20 protein-coding genes are annotated in these 21,570 nt (G+C 70.8%); 14 read left to right on the forward strand and 6 right to left on the reverse strand.

Annotated features, from left to right (window positions below; all coding sequences use genetic code 11):
• Nucleotides 1-8: 8 nt before the first annotated feature.
• Nucleotides 9-1,286 carry an Nramp family divalent metal transporter gene (locus MTF65_RS04075; protein WP_243626803.1) on the reverse strand — a complete coding sequence of 426 codons (1,278 nt, stop codon included), beginning with the start codon at nt 1,284-1,286 and terminating at the stop codon, nt 9-11.
• Nucleotides 1,287-1,599: 313 nt separating this feature from the next.
• On the opposite strand from MTF65_RS04075, the gene MTF65_RS04080 reads away from it, so the two are divergent.
• Nucleotides 1,600-2,088: a C40 family peptidase gene (locus MTF65_RS04080; protein WP_243626804.1), complete on the forward strand. Its 489-nt coding sequence runs from the start codon at nt 1,600-1,602 to the stop codon at nt 2,086-2,088.
• Nucleotides 2,089-2,127: 39 nt separating this feature from the next.
• Here the strand turns inward: MTF65_RS04080 and MTF65_RS04085 are convergent, their stop codons facing one another.
• The gene (locus tag MTF65_RS04085; protein ID WP_243626805.1) at nt 2,128-2,466 is read right to left on the reverse strand and encodes a zinc ribbon domain-containing protein YjdM; all 339 of its coding nucleotides are present in this window, start codon (nt 2,464-2,466) and stop codon (nt 2,128-2,130) included.
• A gap of 104 nt (nt 2,467-2,570) precedes the next feature.
• On the opposite strand from MTF65_RS04085, the gene MTF65_RS04090 reads away from it, so the two are divergent.
• The 7 genes from MTF65_RS04090 to MTF65_RS04120 all read left to right on the forward strand — a co-directional run bounded on the left by MTF65_RS04090 (nt 2,571) and on the right by MTF65_RS04120 (nt 10,918).
• Nucleotides 2,571-3,476, forward strand: a complete 906-nt coding sequence (locus MTF65_RS04090; RefSeq protein ID WP_243626806.1) for an aminoglycoside phosphotransferase family protein — start codon at nt 2,571-2,573, stop codon at nt 3,474-3,476.
• A gap of 159 nt (nt 3,477-3,635) precedes the next feature.
• Nucleotides 3,636-5,168 carry a Y4yA family PLP-dependent enzyme gene (locus MTF65_RS04095; protein ID WP_243626807.1) on the forward strand — a complete coding sequence of 511 codons (1,533 nt, stop codon included), beginning with the start codon at nt 3,636-3,638 and terminating at the stop codon, nt 5,166-5,168.
• A complete protein-coding gene (locus tag MTF65_RS04100; protein WP_243626808.1) occupies nt 5,165-6,484 on the forward strand; it encodes a pyridoxal-phosphate dependent enzyme in 1,320 nt (439 codons plus the stop codon). The genes MTF65_RS04095 and MTF65_RS04100 overlap by 4 nt, the downstream gene beginning before the upstream one ends.
• Before the next feature lies 1 nt (nt 6,485).
• Nucleotides 6,486-7,700, forward strand: a complete 1,215-nt coding sequence (locus tag MTF65_RS04105) for an aminotransferase class V-fold PLP-dependent enzyme (protein ID WP_243626809.1) — start codon at nt 6,486-6,488, stop codon at nt 7,698-7,700.
• 14 nt (nt 7,701-7,714) lie between these two features.
• A complete protein-coding gene (locus MTF65_RS04110) occupies nt 7,715-8,470 on the forward strand; it encodes a trans-aconitate 2-methyltransferase (protein WP_243626810.1) in 756 nt (251 codons plus the stop codon).
• A 186-nt stretch (nt 8,471-8,656) separates the two neighbouring features.
• The gene (locus MTF65_RS04115) at nt 8,657-9,277 is read left to right on the forward strand and encodes a DinB family protein (protein ID WP_243627305.1); all 621 of its coding nucleotides are present in this window, start codon (nt 8,657-8,659) and stop codon (nt 9,275-9,277) included.
• A 150-nt stretch (nt 9,278-9,427) separates the two neighbouring features.
• Nucleotides 9,428-10,918 carry a cellulose binding domain-containing protein gene (locus MTF65_RS04120; RefSeq protein ID WP_243626811.1) on the forward strand — a complete coding sequence of 497 codons (1,491 nt, stop codon included), beginning with the start codon at nt 9,428-9,430 and terminating at the stop codon, nt 10,916-10,918.
• A gap of 58 nt (nt 10,919-10,976) precedes the next feature.
• Here the strand turns inward: MTF65_RS04120 and MTF65_RS04125 are convergent, their stop codons facing one another.
• Genes MTF65_RS04125 through MTF65_RS04135 form a run of 3 tightly spaced genes read right to left on the reverse strand, consistent with a single transcriptional unit; the run spans nt 10,977 to nt 12,770 of the window.
• Nucleotides 10,977-11,621 carry a nucleoside/nucleotide kinase family protein gene (locus tag MTF65_RS04125; RefSeq protein WP_243626812.1) on the reverse strand — a complete coding sequence of 215 codons (645 nt, stop codon included), beginning with the start codon at nt 11,619-11,621 and terminating at the stop codon, nt 10,977-10,979.
• Between the two features lie 49 nt (nt 11,622-11,670).
• Nucleotides 11,671-12,141, reverse strand: a complete 471-nt coding sequence (gene cynS / locus MTF65_RS04130; RefSeq protein ID WP_243626813.1) for a cyanase — start codon at nt 12,139-12,141, stop codon at nt 11,671-11,673.
• A 50-nt stretch (nt 12,142-12,191) separates the two neighbouring features.
• Entirely contained in the window at nt 12,192-12,770 is a 579-nt protein-coding gene (locus MTF65_RS04135; RefSeq protein WP_243627306.1) for a carbonic anhydrase, read from the reverse strand.
• Nucleotides 12,771-12,900: 130 nt separating this feature from the next.
• Here MTF65_RS04135 and cynR point away from each other — a divergent pair, with 130 nt between their 5' ends.
• The 3 genes from cynR to MTF65_RS04150 all read left to right on the forward strand — a co-directional run bounded on the left by cynR (nt 12,901) and on the right by MTF65_RS04150 (nt 15,140).
• Complete coding sequence (gene cynR, locus MTF65_RS04140; RefSeq protein WP_279398549.1) at nt 12,901-13,797, forward strand: transcriptional regulator CynR; 897 nt, start codon at nt 12,901-12,903, stop codon at nt 13,795-13,797.
• A 107-nt stretch (nt 13,798-13,904) separates the two neighbouring features.
• Nucleotides 13,905-14,339, forward strand: coding sequence for a YjbQ family protein (locus MTF65_RS04145; RefSeq protein ID WP_243626814.1), 435 nt, complete (start codon nt 13,905-13,907; stop codon nt 14,337-14,339).
• 162 nt (nt 14,340-14,501) lie between these two features.
• Nucleotides 14,502-15,140, forward strand: a complete 639-nt coding sequence (locus MTF65_RS04150) for a hypothetical protein (protein ID WP_243626815.1) — start codon at nt 14,502-14,504, stop codon at nt 15,138-15,140.
• A 33-nt stretch (nt 15,141-15,173) separates the two neighbouring features.
• Here the strand turns inward: MTF65_RS04150 and MTF65_RS04155 are convergent, their stop codons facing one another.
• On the reverse strand, nt 15,174-15,584 hold the full coding sequence (locus tag MTF65_RS04155) for a Fur family transcriptional regulator (protein WP_243626816.1): 411 nt from the start codon (nt 15,582-15,584) through the stop codon (nt 15,174-15,176).
• Nucleotides 15,585-15,993: 409 nt separating this feature from the next.
• On the opposite strand from MTF65_RS04155, the gene katG reads away from it, so the two are divergent.
• The 3 genes from katG to MTF65_RS04170 all read left to right on the forward strand — a co-directional run bounded on the left by katG (nt 15,994) and on the right by MTF65_RS04170 (nt 21,498).
• Nucleotides 15,994-18,225: a catalase/peroxidase HPI gene (gene katG / locus MTF65_RS04160; protein ID WP_243626817.1), complete on the forward strand. Its 2,232-nt coding sequence runs from the start codon at nt 15,994-15,996 to the stop codon at nt 18,223-18,225.
• A 216-nt stretch (nt 18,226-18,441) separates the two neighbouring features.
• Nucleotides 18,442-21,162: a LuxR C-terminal-related transcriptional regulator gene (locus tag MTF65_RS30145; protein ID WP_279398692.1), complete on the forward strand. Its 2,721-nt coding sequence runs from the start codon at nt 18,442-18,444 to the stop codon at nt 21,160-21,162.
• Nucleotides 21,163-21,300: 138 nt separating this feature from the next.
• Nucleotides 21,301-21,498, forward strand: a complete 198-nt coding sequence (locus MTF65_RS04170; RefSeq protein ID WP_243626818.1) for a hypothetical protein — start codon at nt 21,301-21,303, stop codon at nt 21,496-21,498.
• Nucleotides 21,499-21,570 lie beyond the last annotated feature (72 nt).

A 21,570-nucleotide genomic window follows, 5' to 3' on the forward strand; every position in this document is an offset into this window, starting at 1 on the left:
CCCGCCAACTACCAGGGCAGCTCGCGCACCTGCTGCACGCACAGCACGACGAACAACAGCCCGGCGGCCGCCAGCATCACATTGCTCAGGAGTCCGTTGCGCCAATCGGCTGGCGTGCGCGAGGAGTTGAGCAGCCACAGCAGGGTGAGCGCCAGGAACGGCATGAAGAACGCGCCGATCACCCCGTAGACGATGACGAGCCCGAAGGGCTGGTCCAGGAAGAGCAGGCTGATCGGCGGGAAGGTGAGCCAGAGCAGGTACGCCCGGAACGGCAGCGACTTCTCACGGCTGGTGCCGACCGGAACGAGCCGGGGCCGGTACTTCGACATGAAGTCGGCGAACATCAGACTCACCCCGTGCCACACGCCGATCAGCGAGGTGAAGGACGTGGCGAAGAAGCCGACCAGGAAGAGTTTGGCGGTCACCGTTCCATAGCGGTCCTCCAGGACGCCGCTCAGATCGAGCAGTCCCCTGTCGCCCTTCGCGAGCGCGACACCGGAGGAGTGCAGGAGTTCGGCGCCGACGAAGAGCATCGCCACGACGAACACGCCGGTGGTGATGTACGCGACGCGGTTGTCGAGCCGCATCACCTTCATCCAGCCCGTGTCCGTCCAGCCCTTGGCGTTGACCCAATAGCCGTACGCGGCGAGGGTGATCGTGCCGCCGACGCCACCGATCAGGCCGAGCGTGTAGACCAGTGAACCGTCCGGCAGGACGGGGACGAGTCCGGCGAGGGCGTCGTCCAGATGGGGCGTGACCCGAACGGCGAGATAGACGGTGACCACGAACATCACCCCGACCAGGACCGTCATGACCTTCTCGAAGACGGCGTACCGGTTGAACCAGACGAAGACCAGACCCACCAGGCCGCACAGCACGGCCCATCCCTTCAGATCCATCGTGTCCGGAAAGAGCGCGGCCAGCGGGAGGGCGCTGGAGGACATCGCGGCGGCGCCGTAGACGAAGCCCCAGACGACGACGTATCCCGCGAAGTAGACCGTGGTCCAGGAGCCGAGGCTGCGCCAGCCGTCGAAGAGAGTACGTCCGGTGGCGAGATGCCAGCGGCCGGCGGCCTCGGCGAGTGAGATCTTGACCAGGCAGCCGATCACCGCCGCCCACAGCAGGGTGTAGCCGAATTTCCCGCCCGCGATGAGTGTGGCCACGAGGTCACCGGCGCCCACTCCGGTCGCCGCGACGACGATTCCGGGGCCGATGTGCCGCCAACTCGCCTTTTTTGGCCGGTGGTTCTCGCTCTCCCCGGTGCCGATCTGGGTGGTGTCCGCCATCTGTGGCCGCCTTCCCGTTCGCCCGTGCGGTGACCGGGGTCACGAAAGCGGCTCAGCGGCGGTCGCGCAAGAGGCCGTACCCCCGCACCGTTCGATCTCGGCCCTCCGGGCACCCTGGGGGCTCGGGAAGGGAGAACGATGATAATCCCGGACTTCCTTTACCTAACCGATACATTTTTCGCCGTGTCCGATACCGGCAATTGCCGAGTCTCCGGAGAAAACTTGTCGGTCGTCGAGGGCCGCACGCATGTAACCGAGAACAGGACATCTCACCAGGAGCAGTTCCAGCACCTGAAATGCGGAGGTACCACGCATGCCCTACGTCAGGATGGACAAACCGAAAGCCTCAAACGACCGCCGGAACCCCCGCCGTCGAGCCACGCCACTCGTCTTCATCCTCATACTGGGGACCTTCCTGACCAGTCCCCCCACCTCGGCCGAGGCGGCCTCGCCATACGGCGCCAAAGCGGTCGCCATCGCCGCTTCCAAGAAAGGCTCGCCCTACGCCTACGGCGCGACGGGGCCCCGGAGATTCGATTGCTCAGGCCTTACGCTCTACGCTTTCCGCAAGGCCGGCCGGGTGCTGCCACGCACTGCCGATCAGCAATACGAGCACACCCGCCACATCCCGCGGCACCAGCGCGCACCGGGTGATCTGGTTTTCTTCCCCTCGGGCGCGACCATAGGGCATGTGGGAATCTACGCCGGCCACAACAAAATCTGGCACGCCCCACGGCCGGGCACCCGGGTCCGACTGGAACGGATCTGGATCAAGAACGCCCGCTACACCCGCCCCACCTGAACGGCGCGGCAGTCCCCCCACCCTGCGCGGCAGGGACGGTCAGACCTTCCTGACCACACTGGACTTGAGCTGCATGGGGCCGAACCCCTCGATCTTGCAGTCGATGTCGTGGCCGTCGACGCCCTCGACGAGGCGGATGTTGCGCACCTTGGTGCCGGCCTTGATGCCGGACGTGCTGCCCTTGACCTTCAGGCCCTTGACGACCGTCACGGTGTCGCCGTCGGCGAGCACGTTGCCGACCGCGTCCTTGATCACCCGCTCGTCGGAGGCGGAGTGCGGCCACTCGTGCCCGCACTCGGGGCAGACGAGGAGCGCGCCCATCTCGTAGGCGTACGCGCTGGAGCATTCAGGACAAGGAGGCAAGGACGTGTCAGTCATACAGACAGTATATTTCAGGCCACCGACTGGTACCGAAATGCTGAGCGCCGCCTCCAAGGAGGCCGATATGCTCCGATCTCCATGATCCACAATAGAGGAGATCGGTGTCCGGGTCGAAGATGCATGCCGACGAGGTCCACATCGACGAGGTGCTCGTCAGCCGGCTGATCGCCGCGCAGTTCCCGCGGTGGGCGGATCTTCCCGTCACCAAGGTCCGCTCCGCCGGCACGGACAACGCCATGTACCGGCTGGGCGGCGACATGGCCGTGCGCCTGCCCCTCATCCCCGGCTCCGCCGATCAGATCGGCAGGGAGAACCGCTGGCTGCCCCACCTCGCACCCCACCTGCCGCTCGCCGTGCCGGCGCCCTTGGGCGCCGGTGTTCCCGGCGAGGGCTATCCGTTCCCGTGGTCGGTGTACCGCTGGATCGAGGGAGAGAACCTCTTCGACGAGCCCGTGGCCGAGCCGCACGAGGCCGCCGTCGAGCTGGGCCGCTTCATCACGGCCTTGCGGCGGATCGACGCCACCGGCGCACCGCGGTCGTTTCGGGGAGGGCCGGTGAGTACGCGCGATGGCGGCGTCCGCGCCGCCATCCGGGACCTGGGCGCCGACGGGACGGTGGACGCGGCCGCCGCGACGGCCGCGTGGGAGGCGACCCTCCGGCTTCCCCAGTGGCAGGGGGCACCCGTCTGGCTGCACGGCGACCTCCTGCCCGGAAACCTGCTGGCCAGGCAGGGCCGGCTCAGTGCCGTCATCGACTTCGGAGTGGTGGGCGTCGGCGACCCCGCGTGCGACACGATGGCCGCCTGGACGCTCCTGTCCGCCGGGACCCGCGACCTGTTCCGCGCGTCGGTCGGAGTGGACGACGCGACATGGGCCCGGGGGCGCGGCTGGGCGCTGTGCTTCGGGCTCACCGCGGAGCACTACTACCGCGTCACCAACCCCGTGCTCGCGAGCGTCGGCCACCGCGCGGCGGCCGAAGCCCTCGCCGACCACCACCGCACCGCCTGAACCCCCGCCTGCCCCCTCTGATCGTCCCTATCCGGCCGTCCGAGGTCATGAAGCAGTCCCTCCTCGTCAGGGCCGCCCCAAGTAGCCCGCCAACGGTTAGGGTGGTATGGCCGTTTGCTGACTTGGGTCCGCATTCCTCGCCGGGGAGGAACAGCTGGGATGGGCAACGCCCCCTTGTACCTGGAACCGCTGTACCTGGAACCGCGCCTGGAACCACGTCTGGCGTCCTTGTTGGAGTCGGCGTCGTTCCTCCACACGCTCGTCGACGCCCTGGGCTCGCCCCTCAACATCGTGCTGCCGGAGCAGATGGCGGAGAACGCGGAGCGCTTCCGCTCCGTCTTGCGCCGTCACCAGCTCGCCGGCCAGATCTTCTTCGCGCACAAGGCCAATCGCTCCAGCGCGCTGGTGCGGCGGCTCGCGTCGTCCTCCGCCGCTCTCGACGCCGCGTCCGTAGGCGAGTTGCAGCACGCCCTCGGGTCCGGATTCACCGGAGACCGGATCATGGTCACCGGACCGAAGGACCCCGAGTTCCTGTGGCTCGCCGCCCGCGCCGGAGTCACCGTCAACGCCGACGGGGCCTCGGAGTTGGAGGAGGCGGCCCGCCTCGTCCGCGCGTACCGGCTGCCCCGGCTCCGGGTGGTGCTGCGGCTGTCGGGCTTCGAGACCTCGGGCACCAGGACGCTCTCGCGCCGCAGCCGCTTCGGAACCTCCTACAAGTCCCTGGACGGCCTGCTGGACACCCTCGAACGCCACCAGGACGCGCTGGATCCGATCGGCGTCGGCTACCACCTCGACACCACCAGCCTGGACGAGAAGACGACCGCGCTCGAAGGCTGCCTGCGGGCTGTGGAGGAGTTACGCATACGTGGTTTCCAGCCGCGCGCCATCGATGTCGGCGGCGGCTTCGGCATCAGCTACCTGGCCCGCGGCGACCAGTGGGACCGCTACACCACGGAGCTCACGCACGCGGTGATGGGCAGGCGCCCGCCCATGACCTGGGGCGGCCACGGCTACGGGCTGCGCGTGGAGAACGGCACCCTCCGGGGCTCGCTGAGCCTCTACCCGGCGCACCGCCCGATCGCCGGCGCCGCCTACCTCGACGAGCTGCTCTCACGACCCGCGCCCAGCCTGGGGCGCCCCCTGGGCACCCTGCTGCTGGAGAGCCTCACCGACCTGTACGCCGAACCCGGCCGGGCCCTGACGGACCAGTGCGGCCTCTCGCTCGGCAAAGTCCTGGAGGTACGGCGTACGGAGGCGGCCGAGCCCCTCGTACGCCTCGCCATGAACGCGGGCGATGTCAGCCTGGAGGAGCACGGGGTCCTCATGGACCCCGTGCTCCTCCCTCGCGACGGCGCGACCCCCCGGGCGGCCGGGGTAGCTGGGGCCTCCGGGGCGGCCGGAGCCTCCCGGGCCGACGGACCCGTGGCGGTGCACCTCATGGGCAATCTCTGCCTGGAGGCGGACCTGATCACCCGCAGAGCCGTCTTCCTGCCGCGACTGCCGCAGCCGGGTGATCTCCTCGCCTTCGCCAACACGGCCGGCTACTGCATGGACTTCACCGCCACGCGGGCGCAACAGCAGCCCGTCGCACGCAAAGTCGCCGTCCATGCGGGTGAGGAGGCGAATTCCTGGCGTTGGTGCCTTGACGAGCAGTACTGGCCGGTCGGACACATGGGGGGACAGCAGGCATGAGGTACGACAGCATCACGGAGGCCATCGGGAACACCCCGCTGGTCCGGATCGACCCGGCCGTGCACGGCCTGCGCAACATCGACCTCTACGCCAAGCTGGAGATGCTCAACCCCTTCGGCTCGCTGAAGGACCGGCCCGCCTGGAACATGGTCCGCGAGGGCCTGGCCGGGGCCAAGGAACGCGGCGAGACGATCGTGGAGCTGTCCAGCGGGAACACCGCCAAGGCCCTGACTCTCATCGCGGGTCTCCACGGACTGCCGTTCAAGAGTGTCACCAACCGCATGCGCATACCGGAGGTCAAGGAGCTGCTCCTGCTCCTGGGCGCGGAGATCGAGGAGCTGCCCGGACAGACCGAGTGCCTCGACCCGACCGATCCCGACGACCCCCTGACCCGCTTCCACCAGGAGCTGGGCCGTCCCGGCAGCGCCCACCTCCACACCGACCAGTACTTCAACGCCCGCAACGCGGAGGCGCACGCCTCGGGCACCGGCCCCGAGATCATCGCGGACCTGGACGGCCGGGCACCCGACTGGTTCATCGCCTGCGTGGGCACCGCGGGATCGTCCACGGGGGTGGCGAGGGCACTGCGGGCGCGGGACCCGGGGGTGCGCGTCGTCGGACTGGTCGGGCAGAAGTCGGACTTCGTCCCCGGCATCCGCAATGCCGACGAGGTGCAGGAGGTCGGCCTCTTCGACCCGGCCACGTACGACACGATCGAGCCGGTGAGCGCCGACGACGCCATCGACGGGATGCTGACGCTGATCCGCCGCTGCGGGATGCTCGCCGGGCCGACGGGCGGAGCCGCGTACCAGGGTGCCGTACGTCATCTACGCGCGTTCGACGAGGCGTTGCCGGAGCGCAGGACGGCCGTCTTCATCGTCTGCGACCGGGCGGAGAGCTACCTCGGCTACGTGCGGCAGCGGCGACCGGAGCTGTTCGGGCGGCCTCCGGTGCGGAACTCGGTGGCCACCCTGACCGATGCCGAGCTGCGGAGCGCGCCGGTCATCGAGGTGGGCGACGCGCAGAAGTGGATCGAGGAGCAGCGCCCCCTGGTGGTCGATCTGCGCGGCCCGTTCGCCTACGCCGCCCTCCACATCGGCGGCTCGGTCAACATCGTCGACGAGATCTTCGACGAACTCCTGCGTGGTGGCTTGCCGTTCAGCAAGCAGCAACCGGTCCTGCTGGCCTGCCCCGTCGGCGAGAAGTCCGCCCGGTACGCGGCACTCCTGACGCGCATGGGCCATCCGGACGTACGCAGCCTGGCCGGCGGCATCATCGCCTGGCGGGACGCGGGCGCACCACTGGTGCGTGAGTGACATGGCCGATCCCCTTCAGACCGATCCCCTTCAAGACATAGCCGAACTCACTCCCTGGCAGCTCCCGCTGCGCGCCCAGTTCCCGATCATCACCGCCCATCCGGAACTGGCCTACCTGGACAGCGCGGCCACGGCGCAGAAGCCGCAGGCCGTCCTCGACGCGGTGCAGAGCTACCTCGTCACCTCCAACGCGAACGCCGGCCGGGGCTCGTACCCCTGGGCCAACACGACGACGGCGCTGGTGCGGAGCACCCGCGACCGGATCAAGGAGTTCCTGGGCGATCCGGATCCGGAGGGGTCCTCGGTGCACTTCACGAGCGGTACCTCGGAAGGGCTGCGCACGATCGCGCTGGACTGGCTGCCGGGTCTGCTCGCGGACGGAGACGAGATCATCGTCCCGTTCGCCGACCACGAGGCGAACCTGTCGCCGTGGCTGGAGGCGCGCGAGCTGCTGGCCCGGCAGGGCATCCGCGTCCTGGTCCGGGAACTCCCGTACCAGGCGGGGTCCGGGGACTACGACCCGGTCGCACTGGCCGCGCTCGTGAACCCGCGGACCCGCTTCGTCGCGGCTACGCACGTGCACCACGTCTACGGGGTGGACATGAACGTGGACCGCATCCGCGCGGTGGTCGGGCCGCGGCTGCCCATCTGCCTCGACGCGGCGCAGAGCGTCGGCCACCTCCCGGTATCGGTGGCCGAACTCGACGTCGACTTCGTCGTCTTCTCCGGGCACAAGGCCATGGCCCTGCCCGGTGTCGGGGCGGTCTGGGCCCGCCAGCGGCGAGGGCCCGCGTTCCGGCCGGGCGGCTGGAGCGGAACCCCCAACACCGTCGGTATCGCCTCCCTCGCGGCGGCGATCGACTGGCTGGACGCCACGGGAACCGGCCGCATCGAACGCTGGACGGGGGCGTTGGCTTCCCGCCTGACGGACGCGCTGGGCCGGATGCCCGCGTACGAGGTCCTCGGCTGCCGGGCAAGCCTGGCGGCGGCGTCCGAGGTGCAGCGGCGTACGAGCATCGTGACCTTCCGGCACCGCGGGATCGACGCCCAGGACCTCGGGTTCATCCTCTTCAGCCACGGCATCATGGTGCGCTCCGACGGCCACTGCCAGGCGGGGCGCGGCGAGAAGGAGGGCTCGGTGCGCGTGAGTCTCCACGTACACAACACGCCTGAAGAGGTCGAAGAGTTACTCACGGCCCTCGCCAGTCTGCAATGATTTCCATTGTGGGAATGAGCACGATGACGGCGATGACGGCAGCGCGGTGGGTGGAACGCTGGGAGAACCAGCAGCAGCGGTACGCGGTCGACCGCGAGGAGAGATTCACGGTCATGGCCGATGTCGTCGAGCAGGTGACTCTCGGCCGGCCCGCCCCGCTGGTCCTCGACCTCGGCAGCGGCCCGGGGGCCCTGGCGTCCCGGCTGGCGGCCCGCCTGCCGGACGCCGAGGTCGTGGCCGTCGACGCCGACCCCCTCCTGCTCGAACTGGGCAGCTCCCACTACGGACCGGCCCTGCGCTACGTCGAGGCGGTGATCGGCGAGCCCGGCTGGATGGACGCGCTCCCCCTGGACCGCCCGATCGACGCGGCCGTCTCGGCGACCGCCCTGCACTACCTGGGCGAGGAGTCCCTGCGGCGGGTCTACGGGGAACTCGCGGGCCGGCTGAGCCCCGGTGGCGTGCTCGTCAACGGCGACCACATCAGCCCGGACGCGACGCGTGTCTCCGAACTCGCCCTCCACATCGGACGGCTCCGTACCGAGCGCCACCTGGACACCAGCGAGGACTGGGAGTCCTGGTGGGCGGAGGCGGCCTCCGACCCGGAACTGGCCCCCCGCCTCACCGGTCACGACCGCGGCCGGCATCCCGAGTGCGAGGGGAACGACCTGACGCTGTCCGGCCATGTCGCGCTCCTGCGCGAGGCGGGATTCACCCAGGCCGGATCCGTCTGGCAGTTCGGCCACAGCCATGTCGTGGTGGCGGTCCGCTGACGGGGGGGGTCCGCCGGTCCGGGTCCGGGGCCGGGGTCCGGGGTCCGGGTCCGCCTCCATTCGACCGCCACGGCGGCCCGCGAGGGCTCTCGGAAAGTGAGACGCGGGGCGTACCCGGCTCTGAGAGGCTTGCGCGTCAGAAGATCGCCCCCGAGGACCCCGCAGCTCGTCACAGGAGATTCAGTGATCGTGATCCCGCCTCGCCTGGCCCCGTTGCTCCAGCAGTTCGACTTCGCGCGCGAGCGCCTCGCCGACCGCATGACGGGACCCGTCATGGACAGCGGCGACGGAACGGACACCAAGGTCGGCCCCATGACCGGCGAGGAGTACCTCTGGGAGCCGGTACCGGACTGCTGGTCGGTGCGGCGGCGTACGGACGGGCCCGGGCAGCGTGCGACCTTCCTGGCCGGCACGGGCGACTGGGGGCGCGACGCCGCGGCCTACCCACACCCCTGGCCGCCGCCGTTCACCACCATCGCGTGGCGCCTGAGTCACCTCAGCGAAATGCTGACCCTGCGCGCCGACCACACGGCCGGCAGCCACGCGCTGACCCGGGACGACTATCACGTCACCGGGGACGTCACGGAGGCAGTCGCGGCATTCGACGCCGCCGCCACCGCCTGGCGGAAGGCCCTGCTGAGCGTCGACGACACCGCGCTCGACACCGTGGGGTACTGCACCTACCCGCACGGCGGCGACGCGGACGAACCCTTCATCGACATCGTGTGGTGGGTCAACCAGGAACTCCTGCACCACGGAGCCGAGATCGCCCTCCTCCGCGACCTCCACCGCGCCCGACAACGTTGACCCGGCCGGTTCCTGAGGCCCTTCTTACCTCTGCCTTAAGTGGAACCTAAGGTTCGTGGAGAGCGCCCCGGAACGGATGAATGTCCGTTTCGGGGCGGCTAGCGTGCTGCCGCGTACCCAACTCACCGGTAACACAGAGGCAGGCACTCCATGGGCAGCACAGGCGGGCACCGACGCAAGACGAGCGGCAAGGTCAAGGTTTCCGGGGCGGTCGTGGTGGCGGCGGTGATCGGTGGCGCGGCCTTCGCGTTCACCGGCACGGCCCAGGCCACGTCCGTGGGAGCCGTGTACACCAAGTCCAGTTCCTGGAGCGGTGGTTACACCGGCCAGTACGTGATCAGCAACAACACCGATACGGAGCAGTCCGATTGGACGCTCCAGTTCGACCTGCCCACGGGAACGAAGATCAGTTCCCTGTGGAACGGCACGCACACGGTGGACGGGCAGCGCGTCACCGTCAAGCCCGCGAACTGGAACAAGGTGCTCGCACCGGGGGCTTCCGTCACCGTCGGCTTCGTGACGAACGGTACCGGGGCTCTGGGTGACCCCACTCGCTGCCTGATCAACGCGGTGAAGTGCTCGGTCGACCAGAACGCCACGCCCCAGCCGAGCGGGCGCCCCACGAGCAGCCCCACGAGCAGCCCCACCGGGCGGCCGACCCCGACGGCGACACCGACGGCGACTCCGACTCCGACTCCGACTCCGACGGGATCGACCTCCCCGGCGCCCACCCCGGGCGGCGGCGGCGCCGGGGCGCGCTTCGCGCCGTACGTCGATACCTCGCTGTACCCCGCCTATGACCTCGTCGACACCGCGACCAGGACCGGGGTGAAGGAGTTCCACCTCGCCTTCATCACCTCCGGCGGCGGCTGCTCGCCGCTGTGGGGCGGGGTCACGGACCTGGCGAGCGACAAGGTCGCGGCCCAGATCGGCGCGCTGCGCAAGGCGGGTGGCGATGTACGGGTGTCGTTCGGCGGAGCCGCCGGACGCGAGCTGGCACTCAACTGCGCCGGCGCCGACGAACTGGCCGCCGCCTACGGCAAGGTCATCGACCAGTACAAGCTCACCAAGGTCGACTTCGACATCGAGGGCGCCGCCCTGCCGGACACCGCGGCCAACACCCGCCGCGCGCAGGCCATCGCCCGGCTGCAGAAGTCCCACCCGGACCTCGACGTGGCGTTCACCCTGCCCGTGATGCCGGAGGGACTGACCCAGCCCGGCGTCGCCCTGCTGGCCGATGCCGCGAAGAACGGCGTACGGATCAACGCCGTCAACATCATGGCGATGGACTACGGGCCCGCGTACAGCGCCGACATGGGGCAGTACGCGATCCAGGCGGCGACCGCGACCCAGGCACAGCTCAAGGGTGTGCTCGGGCTCTCCGACGCGGCCGCCTGGAAGGCCGTGGCCGTCACTCCGATGATCGGTGTCAACGACGTGGCGAGCGAGGTCTTCACCGTGTCGGACGCGACGGAGCTCGTGCGGTTCGCGGCGTCGAAGGGGCTCGGCCGACTGGCGATGTGGTCCTCGGCGCGCGACAAGCAGTGCGCGGCGGGCGCGGTCAACTACGCCGACGCCACTTGCAGTTCGATCCTCCAGGAGCCGCTGGCCTTCACGAAGGCGTTCGCCGCGTACAAGTAGGGACGGGACAGCCGCCCCACCCCTCAGGCCCGGACGCGGCGGGGCACCGGCCCCCGGGTCACCCCGGTTCCACCACCAGGTCGGCCCGGGCCCGGCCCGGTGCGATCAGGCGGGCGTTCGCCTCGTCCGACTGGGTCACCCACTGCCGCGCGTACGTCTCTTCCTTGCCGTGGCGGACATGCCGGGCGACCAGCCGCCGGACGCGGACCGAGTCGTCGGGCGCGAGGAACCACACCTCGTCGAGGAGCGGCCGTACCGCCGCCCACTCCCCCGCCTCGTACAGCAGGTAGTTGCCCTCCGTGATCACCAGGGGCACGCCGGGGTCCACCGGGATGCTCCCGGCCACCGGCTCCTCCAGCGACCGGTCGAAGGCGGGCGCGTAGACCATGCCGGATCCCGGCGTGCGCAGCCGGGTCAGCAGGGCCGCGTAGCCCGCGGCGTCGAAGGTGTCCGGCGCGCCCTTGCGGTCCGCGCGTCCCAGGCGTACCAGCTCGGCCTGCGCGAGATGGAACCCGTCCATCGGTACGACGACGGCAGCCGGCGCCGACCCCGGCCCCGATCCCGGCCCCGGCCCCAGCGCCTGGGCGAGGCGCGCGGCCAGGGTCGACTTCCCGGCCCCGGGCGGGCCCGCGATCCCGAGGATCCGCCGGGTGCCCGAATCCGCCAGCGCGCGGGCCCGCCGCTCCAGTTCCATCCAGTCCATCCGCCCATCCTGCACGGGGCGGCGGGCGGGGCGGGCGGTGCCCCCGCGCTTAGAAGGGCTGGGTGGGCAGGTACTTGCCGTCGAGGGTGATGACGGCGCGCTCGCCGCCCTCGGGATCCGCGACCTTCCTGACGTCCAGCCTGAAGTTGATCGCGCTGATGATGCCGTCGCCGCACTGCTCGTGGACCAGGGCCTTGAGGGTGGTGCCGTAGACCTGGAGCATCTCGTAGAAGCGGTAGATGGTCGGGTCGGTCGGGATGCCGCCGGGTATCGATCCGCGGGTCGGGATGGTCCGCAGGAGGCGCGTGGCGTCGGCGTCCAGGCCGAGGAGGTCGGCGACGGCGTGCGCGGCGCCGGCCGGGAGCGGGTGCTGGCCCAGCACCGCGGCGGTGACGAAGGCGACGGACAGGCCGGCCGCGTCGGCGATCTGCTGCCAGGAGAGGTCCTTGCGCGTCTTGGCCTCGACGGCCGTGACGGCCAGGGCCTGACGGGCGGAGGGGTCGAACTGGGCGTGGATCATGGTGGGCTTCCTTTGCGCTGGTGCGAGTGCGTGAGGGAGGGGGTGGCGGGTCAGGTCAGACCGCGCGGTCCCGGGGCGATCTGCTCGACCGCGCCGGTGGGGATGTCGTAGACCCAGCCGTGCACGGTGACCGTGCCGGCGGCGAGGGCGCGGGCCACCGCGGGGTGCGTGGCGAGGTTGGCCAGCTGAGCGGCGACGTTGCGCCGGATCAGGTCGTCGAGCGTGTCGCCGCCGCCTCGGGGGACGTCCGTGTGGCGCAGCCACTGGGCGACGGCGGGGAGGTCGGCGAGGTCGTGGCCCGCGGCGAGCGCGGTCATGGCGCCGCAGGCGGAGTGCCCGCAGACCACGATGTCGCGGACCCCGAGCACGGCCACGGCGTACTCGATGCTGGCCGCGATGCCGTCGCCGCCCGGGACGCGGGCGGGCAGTACGAGGTTGCCCGCGGTCCGGATGACGAACAGCTCGCCCGGCTCCCGCTGGGTGATCAGCTCGGGTACGACGCGGGCGTCCGAGCAGCCGATGAAGAGCGTCTGGGGCCGGTGGGTGGTCGCGAGGCGGGCGAAGAGGTCCGCCTTGGCCGGGAACACGTCCTGCTGAAAGTGGGCGACGCCGTCGGCGAGGTCTTGCACGGTCACTTCACTCCCTTCGGTGGGTGTCGGCCCTGGCCGGGCTGACGAGATCCACCATGCATGACCTCCATCTATAGTGTCCAAGTCGTAATGAGCATGATCGGCATTGGTGACATCTATAGTTGCGCCCATGGCTGCTCTGGAACTACGTCATCTCCGCTATCTGCTGGCCGTGGCCGAGCACGGCAGTTTCACCCGCGCCGCCGAGGAGCTGCGCGTCTCGCAGCCCACGCTGTCGCAGCAGGTCAAACAGCTGGAGCGGTCCATGGGAGTGCAGCTCCTGGACCGTACGGGCCGCTCCGTACGGCTCACGGACGCCGGTGCGGCGTACGTCCCCCACGCCCGCCGCGCCCTGCGGGATCTGGCCGCCGCCGAGCGGGCCGTCCTCGATGTGGCGGACCTTTCCCGGGGCGGTCTGCGCCTGGCCATGACGCCGACCTTCACCGCGTACCTGCTGGGCCCGCTGGCCGCCGAACTCCACGCCCTGCACCCCGGAATCACCCTGGACGTCAAGGAGATGGCGCAGGGTCAGCTGGAGTCCGCACTGCTCGCCGACGAGGTGGACCTCGGGATCGCCTTCCGGGGCGCGCACCTGCCCGGCGTCGCCGCCACCGACCTGTTCACCGAGACGCTGGGCCTGGTGGTCGGCAGCGGCCACCCGCACGCCGGCCGTACCGAGCCCCTGCCGGTACGGGAACTCGCGGCGTGCCCGCTCGCGTTGCTCAGCGGGGACTTCGCCACCCGGGGCCACATCGACACCTACCTCGCGGAGCACGCCGTGGAACCGCCGATCGCGGTGCAGGCGAATTCCATCAGCGCCCTGACCGAGATCGTCCGGCGCACGGGGCTCGCCACCGTGCTCCCCGACGCCCTCACCCGCGACGACGACCGGTTGCGTCCCGTCCCCCTCGAACCGGCACTCCCCACCCGTACCGTCGCCCTCCTGCGCCGCGAGAGCACGTACGAGAGCGCCGCCTCCCGCGCTCTCTCCTCGCTCGCGCGGCGCTGGGCGGATCCGGCCGCCTGAGGAGGGGCCTCACGGAGTACGCCGTTCGGGCTGAGCCCCGCCCCGTCTCGGCCGCCCCCGGCCCGGGCTCCGCGCCCGTGCGGGGGCCGGGCACGAGGATGGCCGGCATGGCTGACGCATTCGTTTCGCGGACCGTCGACGTGACGACGGGGGCCCAGGAGACCGTTCACGATCTGACCGATGTGTGCGTGTCGTTCCTGGGGGAGGTGGCCCAGGGGCGGGACGGGCTCCTCAATGTGTTCACCCCCCACGCGACGGCCGGTCTGGCCCTGATCGAGACGGGATCCGGCAGCGACGACGACCTCCTGACGGCCCTCCACTCCCTGTTGCCCGACGACGACCGGTGGCGGCACCGCCACGGCTCGCCCGGCCACGGGCGCGACCACGTCCTGCCCGCCATCGTCCCGCCGCACGCGACGCTTCCCGTGATCGGCGGCGCCTTGGAGCTCGGGACCTGGCAGTCCGTCACCCTGGTGGACACCAACCGTGACAACCCCAGGCGCCAGGTCCGCCTGACCTTCCTCACCTGCGGACCCGCCTGAGACCGGGGGCCACGTAACCGGCACGCCGCCCGCGCCCCCGCCCGTCGGTGTCCTGTCCCACCGAAGTCTGGTCACGTCTCATCGCGGTTTGAGCGAGTACTCCCCCCGCACGTGAGTAGGAGTACTCACGTGCGGGGGGAGGCTTGATCGGAGACTGTGCGCATGAGACGAATCCCTGCCCTGGCCAGCACGGTTGCCCCCTCCCCTCCGCGCCGCCCGCGGCTCGCCCTCGCAGTAACGGCCCTCGCGGTTCTGGCACTTGCCGCCTGTGGCACTGAGAAGACGAATGCCGGCGGAGAGCAGACCAAGCCCGCGGGCGCCGTCGGAGGCCAGCCCGACCCGGCCTTCACGGCGATGCTGGACGACGTCGCGCGGTCGTGTCCCCCGAGCGCCCCGCCGGAGCCGATGCCGACCGGTCCGGTGATGCCACTGCCGACCGGTGTGGTGGAGATACCGACGGGCGTCGAGCCCATCGCCCCCACGGCGGGGCCGGAAGTGGAGTTGAACGCTCGCGACCGGTGCGCGAGCAACCTCCATGAAGAGCGCATCGCCCAGGCGCTCTGGGATGTGGTGGATCCCACCCCCACCAAGGTCAGGGCGATCCTGAACGACCTCGGCTACGTCGACGAGCGCATCCACGACCTGAAGCAGTCCGGTGCGACCACGCGGTTCTTCCTCGACCTGCGTGACAAGGGCGGGCGGCTCTGCTTGGAAGGCTCGGCGGCCGGCGAAGAGACCGTCGTCGACAAGTGCGTAGCCCCCACGTCCGGCCCGTTCACGCCTGGAGAGCGGAAGGAGTGACCGGTGAGGTATGGCCGGGGCGGCAGAATGCCCCTAGGCGCAGGACGGGCACAGCCCGCGGTAGGTCACCTCGGCTTCGGACACCGTGAAGCCGAATCGTTCGTCCGTCGGGAGGTCGGCCAGCGGGTTGCCGGTCGGGTGGACGTCGCGGATGAGTCCGCAGCCGGAACACACGAGGTGCTGGTGCGGGAGGTGTCCGTTGGGGTCGTAGCGCTTCGCCCGGCCGTCGGTGGCGACCTCCGCGACCTCACCGAGGGTGACCAGCTCGCCCAGGGCGTTGTACACGGTGGCCCGGGAGATCTCGGGCAACCGCTCCGCCGCGCGGGCGTGCACCTCGTCGGCCGTGAGGTGCACGTGGTCGCCGTCGAGGACCTCCGCGACGACACGCCGCTGGGACGTCATCCGCCAGCCACGCCCTCGGAGTCGCTCCAGCAGGTCACTCATGTCGGCTCACCTTTTCAGGTTCGGCGGGTTACCCCGGGAATCTTACGGCGGACGTCCGGGATCCGATCGGATATGGCCTTGGCTTTCTTCTTGACTTGGATTCTGTCCATCGTAGGATCGGTTTCGTAGATAGCCAAGAGACAGGAAGACTCCAGAGCGGCGGGAGACAGAGACGTGACCGACCACCGCCGAGGAGCCGCGCGGTGCCGGCGGGCAGTTGACGGCCGGCCGCGTCCCGCTGCTCGCGACCGTCCGGGACGGTGACCACCACGACCACCTCGGCGTCGAGGTGCCTGAGCCGGTGCCCGACCGACCGACTGTTCCACCGCGTTCCCGCGTTCCCGCGCTCCCCGCGTTCCACCGCATGTAGTTCCTGAACACCGTGATCGCCTGGTCCGGAAGGATTCCCATGTCTGAGAACCAAGATGCAATCGTCGTAGACGCCACGTCGGAGGGCGCGGGTGGCTGCCCCGTCGCGCACGGGCGTGCCCCGCACCCGACTCAAGGCGGCGGAAACCGCCAGTGGTGGCCTGAACGGCTCAACCTGAAGATCCTTGCCAAGAATCCCGCCGTGGCCAACCCCCTCGGCGAGGAGTTCGACTACGCCGAGGCCTTCAAGACCCTCGATCTCCCGGCGGTGAAGCGGGACATCGCGGAGGTGCTGACCACCTCGCAGGACTGGTGGCCCGCCGACTTCGGCCACTACGGCCCGTTCATGATCCGGATGGCCTGGCACAGCGCCGGCACGTACCGCATCAGCGACGGCCGCGGCGGTGCGGGGGCCGGGCAGCAGCGCTTCGCCCCGCTCAACAGCTGGCCGGACAACGGCAACCTCGACAAGGCCCGCCGCCTGCTGTGGCCGGTCAAGAAGAAGTACGGCCAGAACCTCTCGTGGGCCGACCTCATGATCCTCGCCGGCAACGTCGCCCTGGAGGCGATGGGCTTCGAGACCTTCGGCTTCGGCGGCGGTCGCGCGGACGTCTGGGAGCCCGACGAGGACGTCTACTGGGGTCCCGAGACCACCTGGCTCGACGACGAGCGCTACACCGGCGACCGCGAGCTGGAGGACCCCCTCGGCGCGGTCCAGATGGGCCTCATCTACGTCAACCCCGAGGGCCCGAACGGCAACCCGGACCCGCTGGCCGCGGCGCGCGACATACGTGAGACGTTCCGCCGGATGGCGATGAACGACGAGGAGACGGTCGCCCTGATCGCGGGCGGTCACACCTTCGGCAAGACCCACGGCGCGGGCCCGGCGGAAAGCGTCGGTCCCGACCCCGAGGCCGCCCCGATCGAGGCGCAGGGCCTGGGCTGGAGCAGCTCCTTCGGCACCGGCAAGGGTGGCGACGCGATCACCAGCGGCCTTGAGGGCATCTGGACGAACACCCCGATCACCTGGGACAACAGCTTCTTCGAGATCCTGTTCGGCTACGAGTGGGAGCTGTTCAAGAGCCCCGCCGGCGCGCACCAGTGGCGGCCGAAGGAGGGTGCCGGGGCCGGCACCGTGCCCGACGCCCACGACGCGTCGAAGAGCCACGCCCCGACGATGCTGACGACCGACCTCTCGCTCCGGTTCGACCCGGCCTACGAGCAGATCTCGCGGCGCTTCCTGGAGAACCCCGCCGAGTTCGCGGACGCCTTCGCCCGCGCGTGGTTCAAGCTGACCCACCGCGACATGGGCCCGGTCGTGCGCTACCTCGGCCCGGAGGTCCCGTCCGAGACCCTGCTGTGGCAGGACCCGCTCCCCGCGGTGACGCACGAGGTCGTGGACGCCGGTGACGTCGCCTCCCTCAAGGAGCGGATCCTCGGCTCGGACCTGTCGGTGTCGCAGCTGGTGTCCACCGCGTGGGGTTCGGCTTCGTCCTTCCGCGGCAGTGACAAGCGCGGCGGTGCCAACGGTGCGCGCATCCGCCTCCAGCCGCAGAGCGGATGGGAGGTCAACGACCCCGACCAGCTGGCGACGGTGCTGCGCACGCTGACGGGCATCCAGGAGGCCTTCAACTCCGCCCAGAGCGGCGGCAAGCGGGTCTCGCTCGCCGACGTGATCGTGCTCGCCGGTGCCGCGGGTGTCGAGAAGGCGGCCAAGGACGCCGGCTTCGACGTCGAGGTGCCCTTCACGCCGGGCCGCGTGGACGCGTCGCAGGAGCAGACCGACGTGGAGTCGTTCGCCGCGCTCGAACCGACCGCCGACGGGTTCCGCAACTACCTCGGCAAGGGCAACCGGCTCCCGGCCGAGTACCTGCTGCTCGACAAGGCGAACCTGCTGACCCTGAGCGCCCCCGAACTGACGGTCCTCGTCGGTGGCCTGCGCGTCCTGGGCGCGAACCACCAGCAGTCGCCGCACGGCGTCTTCACCGCGACGCCCGGGTCTCTGACCAACGACTTCTTCGTCAACCTGCTCGACCTGGGCACGACGTGGACGGCGACGTCGGCGGACCAGAACACCTTCGAGGGACGCGACGCCGCCACGGGCGAGGTCAAGTGGACCGGCACCCGTGCCGACCTCGTCTTCGGCTCGAACTCGGAGCTGCGCGCGCTCGCGGAGGTCTACGCGAGCGACGACGCGAAGGAGAAGTTCGTGAAGGACTTCATCGCCGCGTGGGACAAGGTCATGAACCTGGACCGGTTCGACCTCGTCTGAGCGTGATCGATCGCGACTGATCGCGACTGATCGCGACTGATCGCGACGTCCAGGTCGGCCCGAACCGGCCGACCTGGACGACCCCGCTCTTCCGGCCGAAGAGCGCGCATCACCCTCAGCGGGTGAGTGCCCCATTGGTGATCATCGACTGTCAGCGGTTGACTGGAACGTGTCGCCCGATCACAGACCGCACACCGGTGAACCTCGGTGACCTCCATGCAGAACCCCGTACGGCCCGATGTCCGCAGCCGCTCGGAGCACCGGACGCTCGCGCCGTCCGGTGACCCCCTGCTCACGGCCAGATTCGCCGTTCCGGCGGTCCCGAAGCTTCTCGTGCGTCGACCCGGGCTTCTGGAGCGCGTGACGGCCGGGGTACGGGGGCCGCTCACCCTCATCAACGGGCCCGCCGGTGCCGGAAAGACGGTGCTGGCCGCCCACTGGGCGGCCGACGGGCTCGCACCGCGTTCCCCTGTGTGGCTGACCATCGAGCCCGACGACGCACCGGGCGCCTTCTGGGCGTACGTCCTGGAGGCCCTCCACCGGGCCGGGGTGGCTCTGCCGGCCGAGGTGGGCCGGCCCACGAGCGCCGAGGGGGTGAGCCAGTCACTCCTGGTACGTCTGGCGGACGGGCTGGCCGGGCAGCCGGCGCCGGTGGTCCTGGTGCTCGACCGGTTCGACGCGGCCCAGGCACCCGCGATCACCGAGGGACTGGAATTCGTCCTCCGGCATGCCGCCGACGGTCTGCGGATCGTACTCACCAGCCGTACGGACTCGCTGCTGCCGTTGCACCGCTACCGGGCGGCCGGCGAGATCACCGAGATCCGCCAGGCCGACCTCAGGTTCACCCATGCGGACGCCGAGGCCCTGCTGCGCGAACACAGGCTCGACATCTCGCAGCCGGCGATCGGGCTGCTGATGGAGCGGACCGAGGGCTGGGCGGCCGGTGTACGCCTGTGCGCCCTGGCCATGCAGCGCAGCGCCGATCCGGATGTTTTCGTACACCAGTTCACCGTTGACCGCACCACGATCGCCGACTACCTGCTCAAAGAGGTGCTCGACGCGCAGCCGTCCCTCACCCAGGACCTGCTGCTGCGCGCCTGTGTCACCGACCGCATCCACCCGGAACTGGCCGACGCCCTGACCGGCCGCGACGACGCCGACCTGACCCTGGCGGGGCTCGCCCGCGCCAACGCGTTCCTGGATCAGGCCGACGAAACCGCCTGGTACCGGCTGCATCCCCTGTTCGCCGAGGTCCTGCGCGCCCACCTGCGGCAACGCTGCCCCGGCCTGGAGCCCGAATTGCACGCGCGGGCGGCGCGCTGGCTCGCCGGGACCGGGCGGCTCACGGAGGCCGTGGCGCAGGCCGCCGCCGCCGGCGACTGGCAGTTCGCGGCAGCGCGGCTGATCGACCACCTCGCCATCGGCCGTCTCTTCACCGGCTTGGAGACGTACAAGCTGGGCCGCGTGTTCGCCGCCATGCCTGCCGATCTGACGGGTGCGGCCCCGGCGGTGGTCCACGCCGCCTGTCGGCTGGCCGACCGGGACCTGCCCGGCTGCGAAGCCGGCCTGGTACGCGCGGACGCGTTCTTGGCAGAAGCGTGCGTGACGGACGAGTTCACGGCGGACGAGTACCCGGCCGACGCCTCGGACGCGGCGCCCCGGCTCAGCCGCGCCTTCGTCGGGGTGCTCGCGGGGCGCCTGGCCTGTGACCTCGCGGCCACCGAGCGGGCGTCCGCCGACGTCGCCCGTCTCCTGCCGCGGATCGCGGCGCCGCTGCTCGCCGAGCACCCCGAGATCCAGGCCATGGTGCTGGCCAGTCTCGGCTCGGCCGAGCTCGCCGCCGGACACCTCGAACGTGCCGAGTCCACGCTCACCGCCGCGGTCGAGGCGTGCGGGCAGCCTGGGGTGGAGTACCCGCTCTGTGACGCGCTGGGCTCCCTCGCCATGGTTGAGCTGGTACGCGGGCGGCTCCACGACGCCGCACGGCACGCGCGGCGGGCGCTGGCCGTCGCCGAGCGGTCCGCGCTTCCGCCGGAACGCCGGGCCGGCCTCGACCACCTCGTCCTGGCGGGCGTCTCCGTCGAACACGACGACCTCGTGGCTGCCCGCGGCCGTCTCGACCAGGCGATCCTGCTCGCGGGAGCCCATCCGGAGCCCGTCGCCACCGTCGAAGCGGCGGTCATCGGCGCGCGGTTGGCGAGCGCCGAGGGGGACGGGGAGACGGCGCTCGCCGCCGTCCGCGCGGCCCGCTCGGCCCTGGCACCCGTGCGGCCGCACGGGTGGCTGGTGGACGAGCTGGCCATCGCCGAGTCCTCGGCGCACCTGGCGCGCGGAGACACCGCTGCGGCCCTGAACGTACTGGACGCCACGCCCTCCGACCGGCCTGAGCACGCCGTGGCCCGGGCCCGCGCGCTGCTGGCGGCGGGAAGCGGCGACCGCGCGGCGGAGGTGCTGGCCGGCCTGGCGGGCGAGGAGAGCGCCCCGAGCCCCGTCCGGACGCAGGCCTGCCTGCTCCAGGCGCAGATCGCCACGGCGGAGGGTGCTACGCGGGAGGCGCAGCGCCTCCTGCGTGCGGCGCTCGGGTCCGCCCGGCCGGAGGAGCTGCGGCGGGTGTTCGTCGAGAGCGGCCCCTGGGTGCGCCGGCTGCTCCGCCAGGACCCGGGGCTGGCGCAGGCACACAGCTGGCTGCCCGCCCACGTCGTGGGGCACTCACGGGCTCGGGCCGGGGAGCAGCCACCCGTGGTGGAGCCGTTGACCGAACGGGAGACCGAGGTTCTGCGCAAGGCCGCGCAACTGCTGTCCACCGAGCAGATCGCCGCCGAGCTCCTCGTCTCCGCCAATACGGTCAAGACGCACCTGAAGAGCATCTATCGCAAACTCTCCGTCACCCGGCGCAGCGAGGCCGTCCACCGGGCCCAGGACCTCGGCGTGCTGTGAGCGGTCTCGCCCGTATCGGGCGATGCCGCGCCGCCGGATGAGGACCGACCATGGGGATCTGGGCAGCACAGCTTCTCAGCAGCACAGTTTCTCGGCCCAGAACCCCAAGCCCCGGTTTCGAGCGGAGTGGGTGCTCACATGCGCTACGAATTCCGCATCGCGGGCATCGTGCCGGACGCACTCGCCGAAAGCTTCCCCGAACTCGACCACGTGCCCGTCCGGGAGCAGACGCTGTTCCTGGGCACCGTCGCGGACGAGGCGCACCTGTACGGCCTCCTGATCCGCTTCCAGTCGCTGGGCCTGCACGTGCTCGAAATGCGTCAGCTGCCCGCCTGACGCCGTGACCTCAGACCACCCGCATCGGGTGATCACGAACCCCCTTGTCACCCCGATGCTCGAACACAGGAC

Source organism: Streptomyces sp. APSN-46.1, assembly GCF_022815725.1.
Classification (GTDB): Bacteria; Actinomycetota; Actinomycetes; order Streptomycetales; family Streptomycetaceae; genus Streptomyces.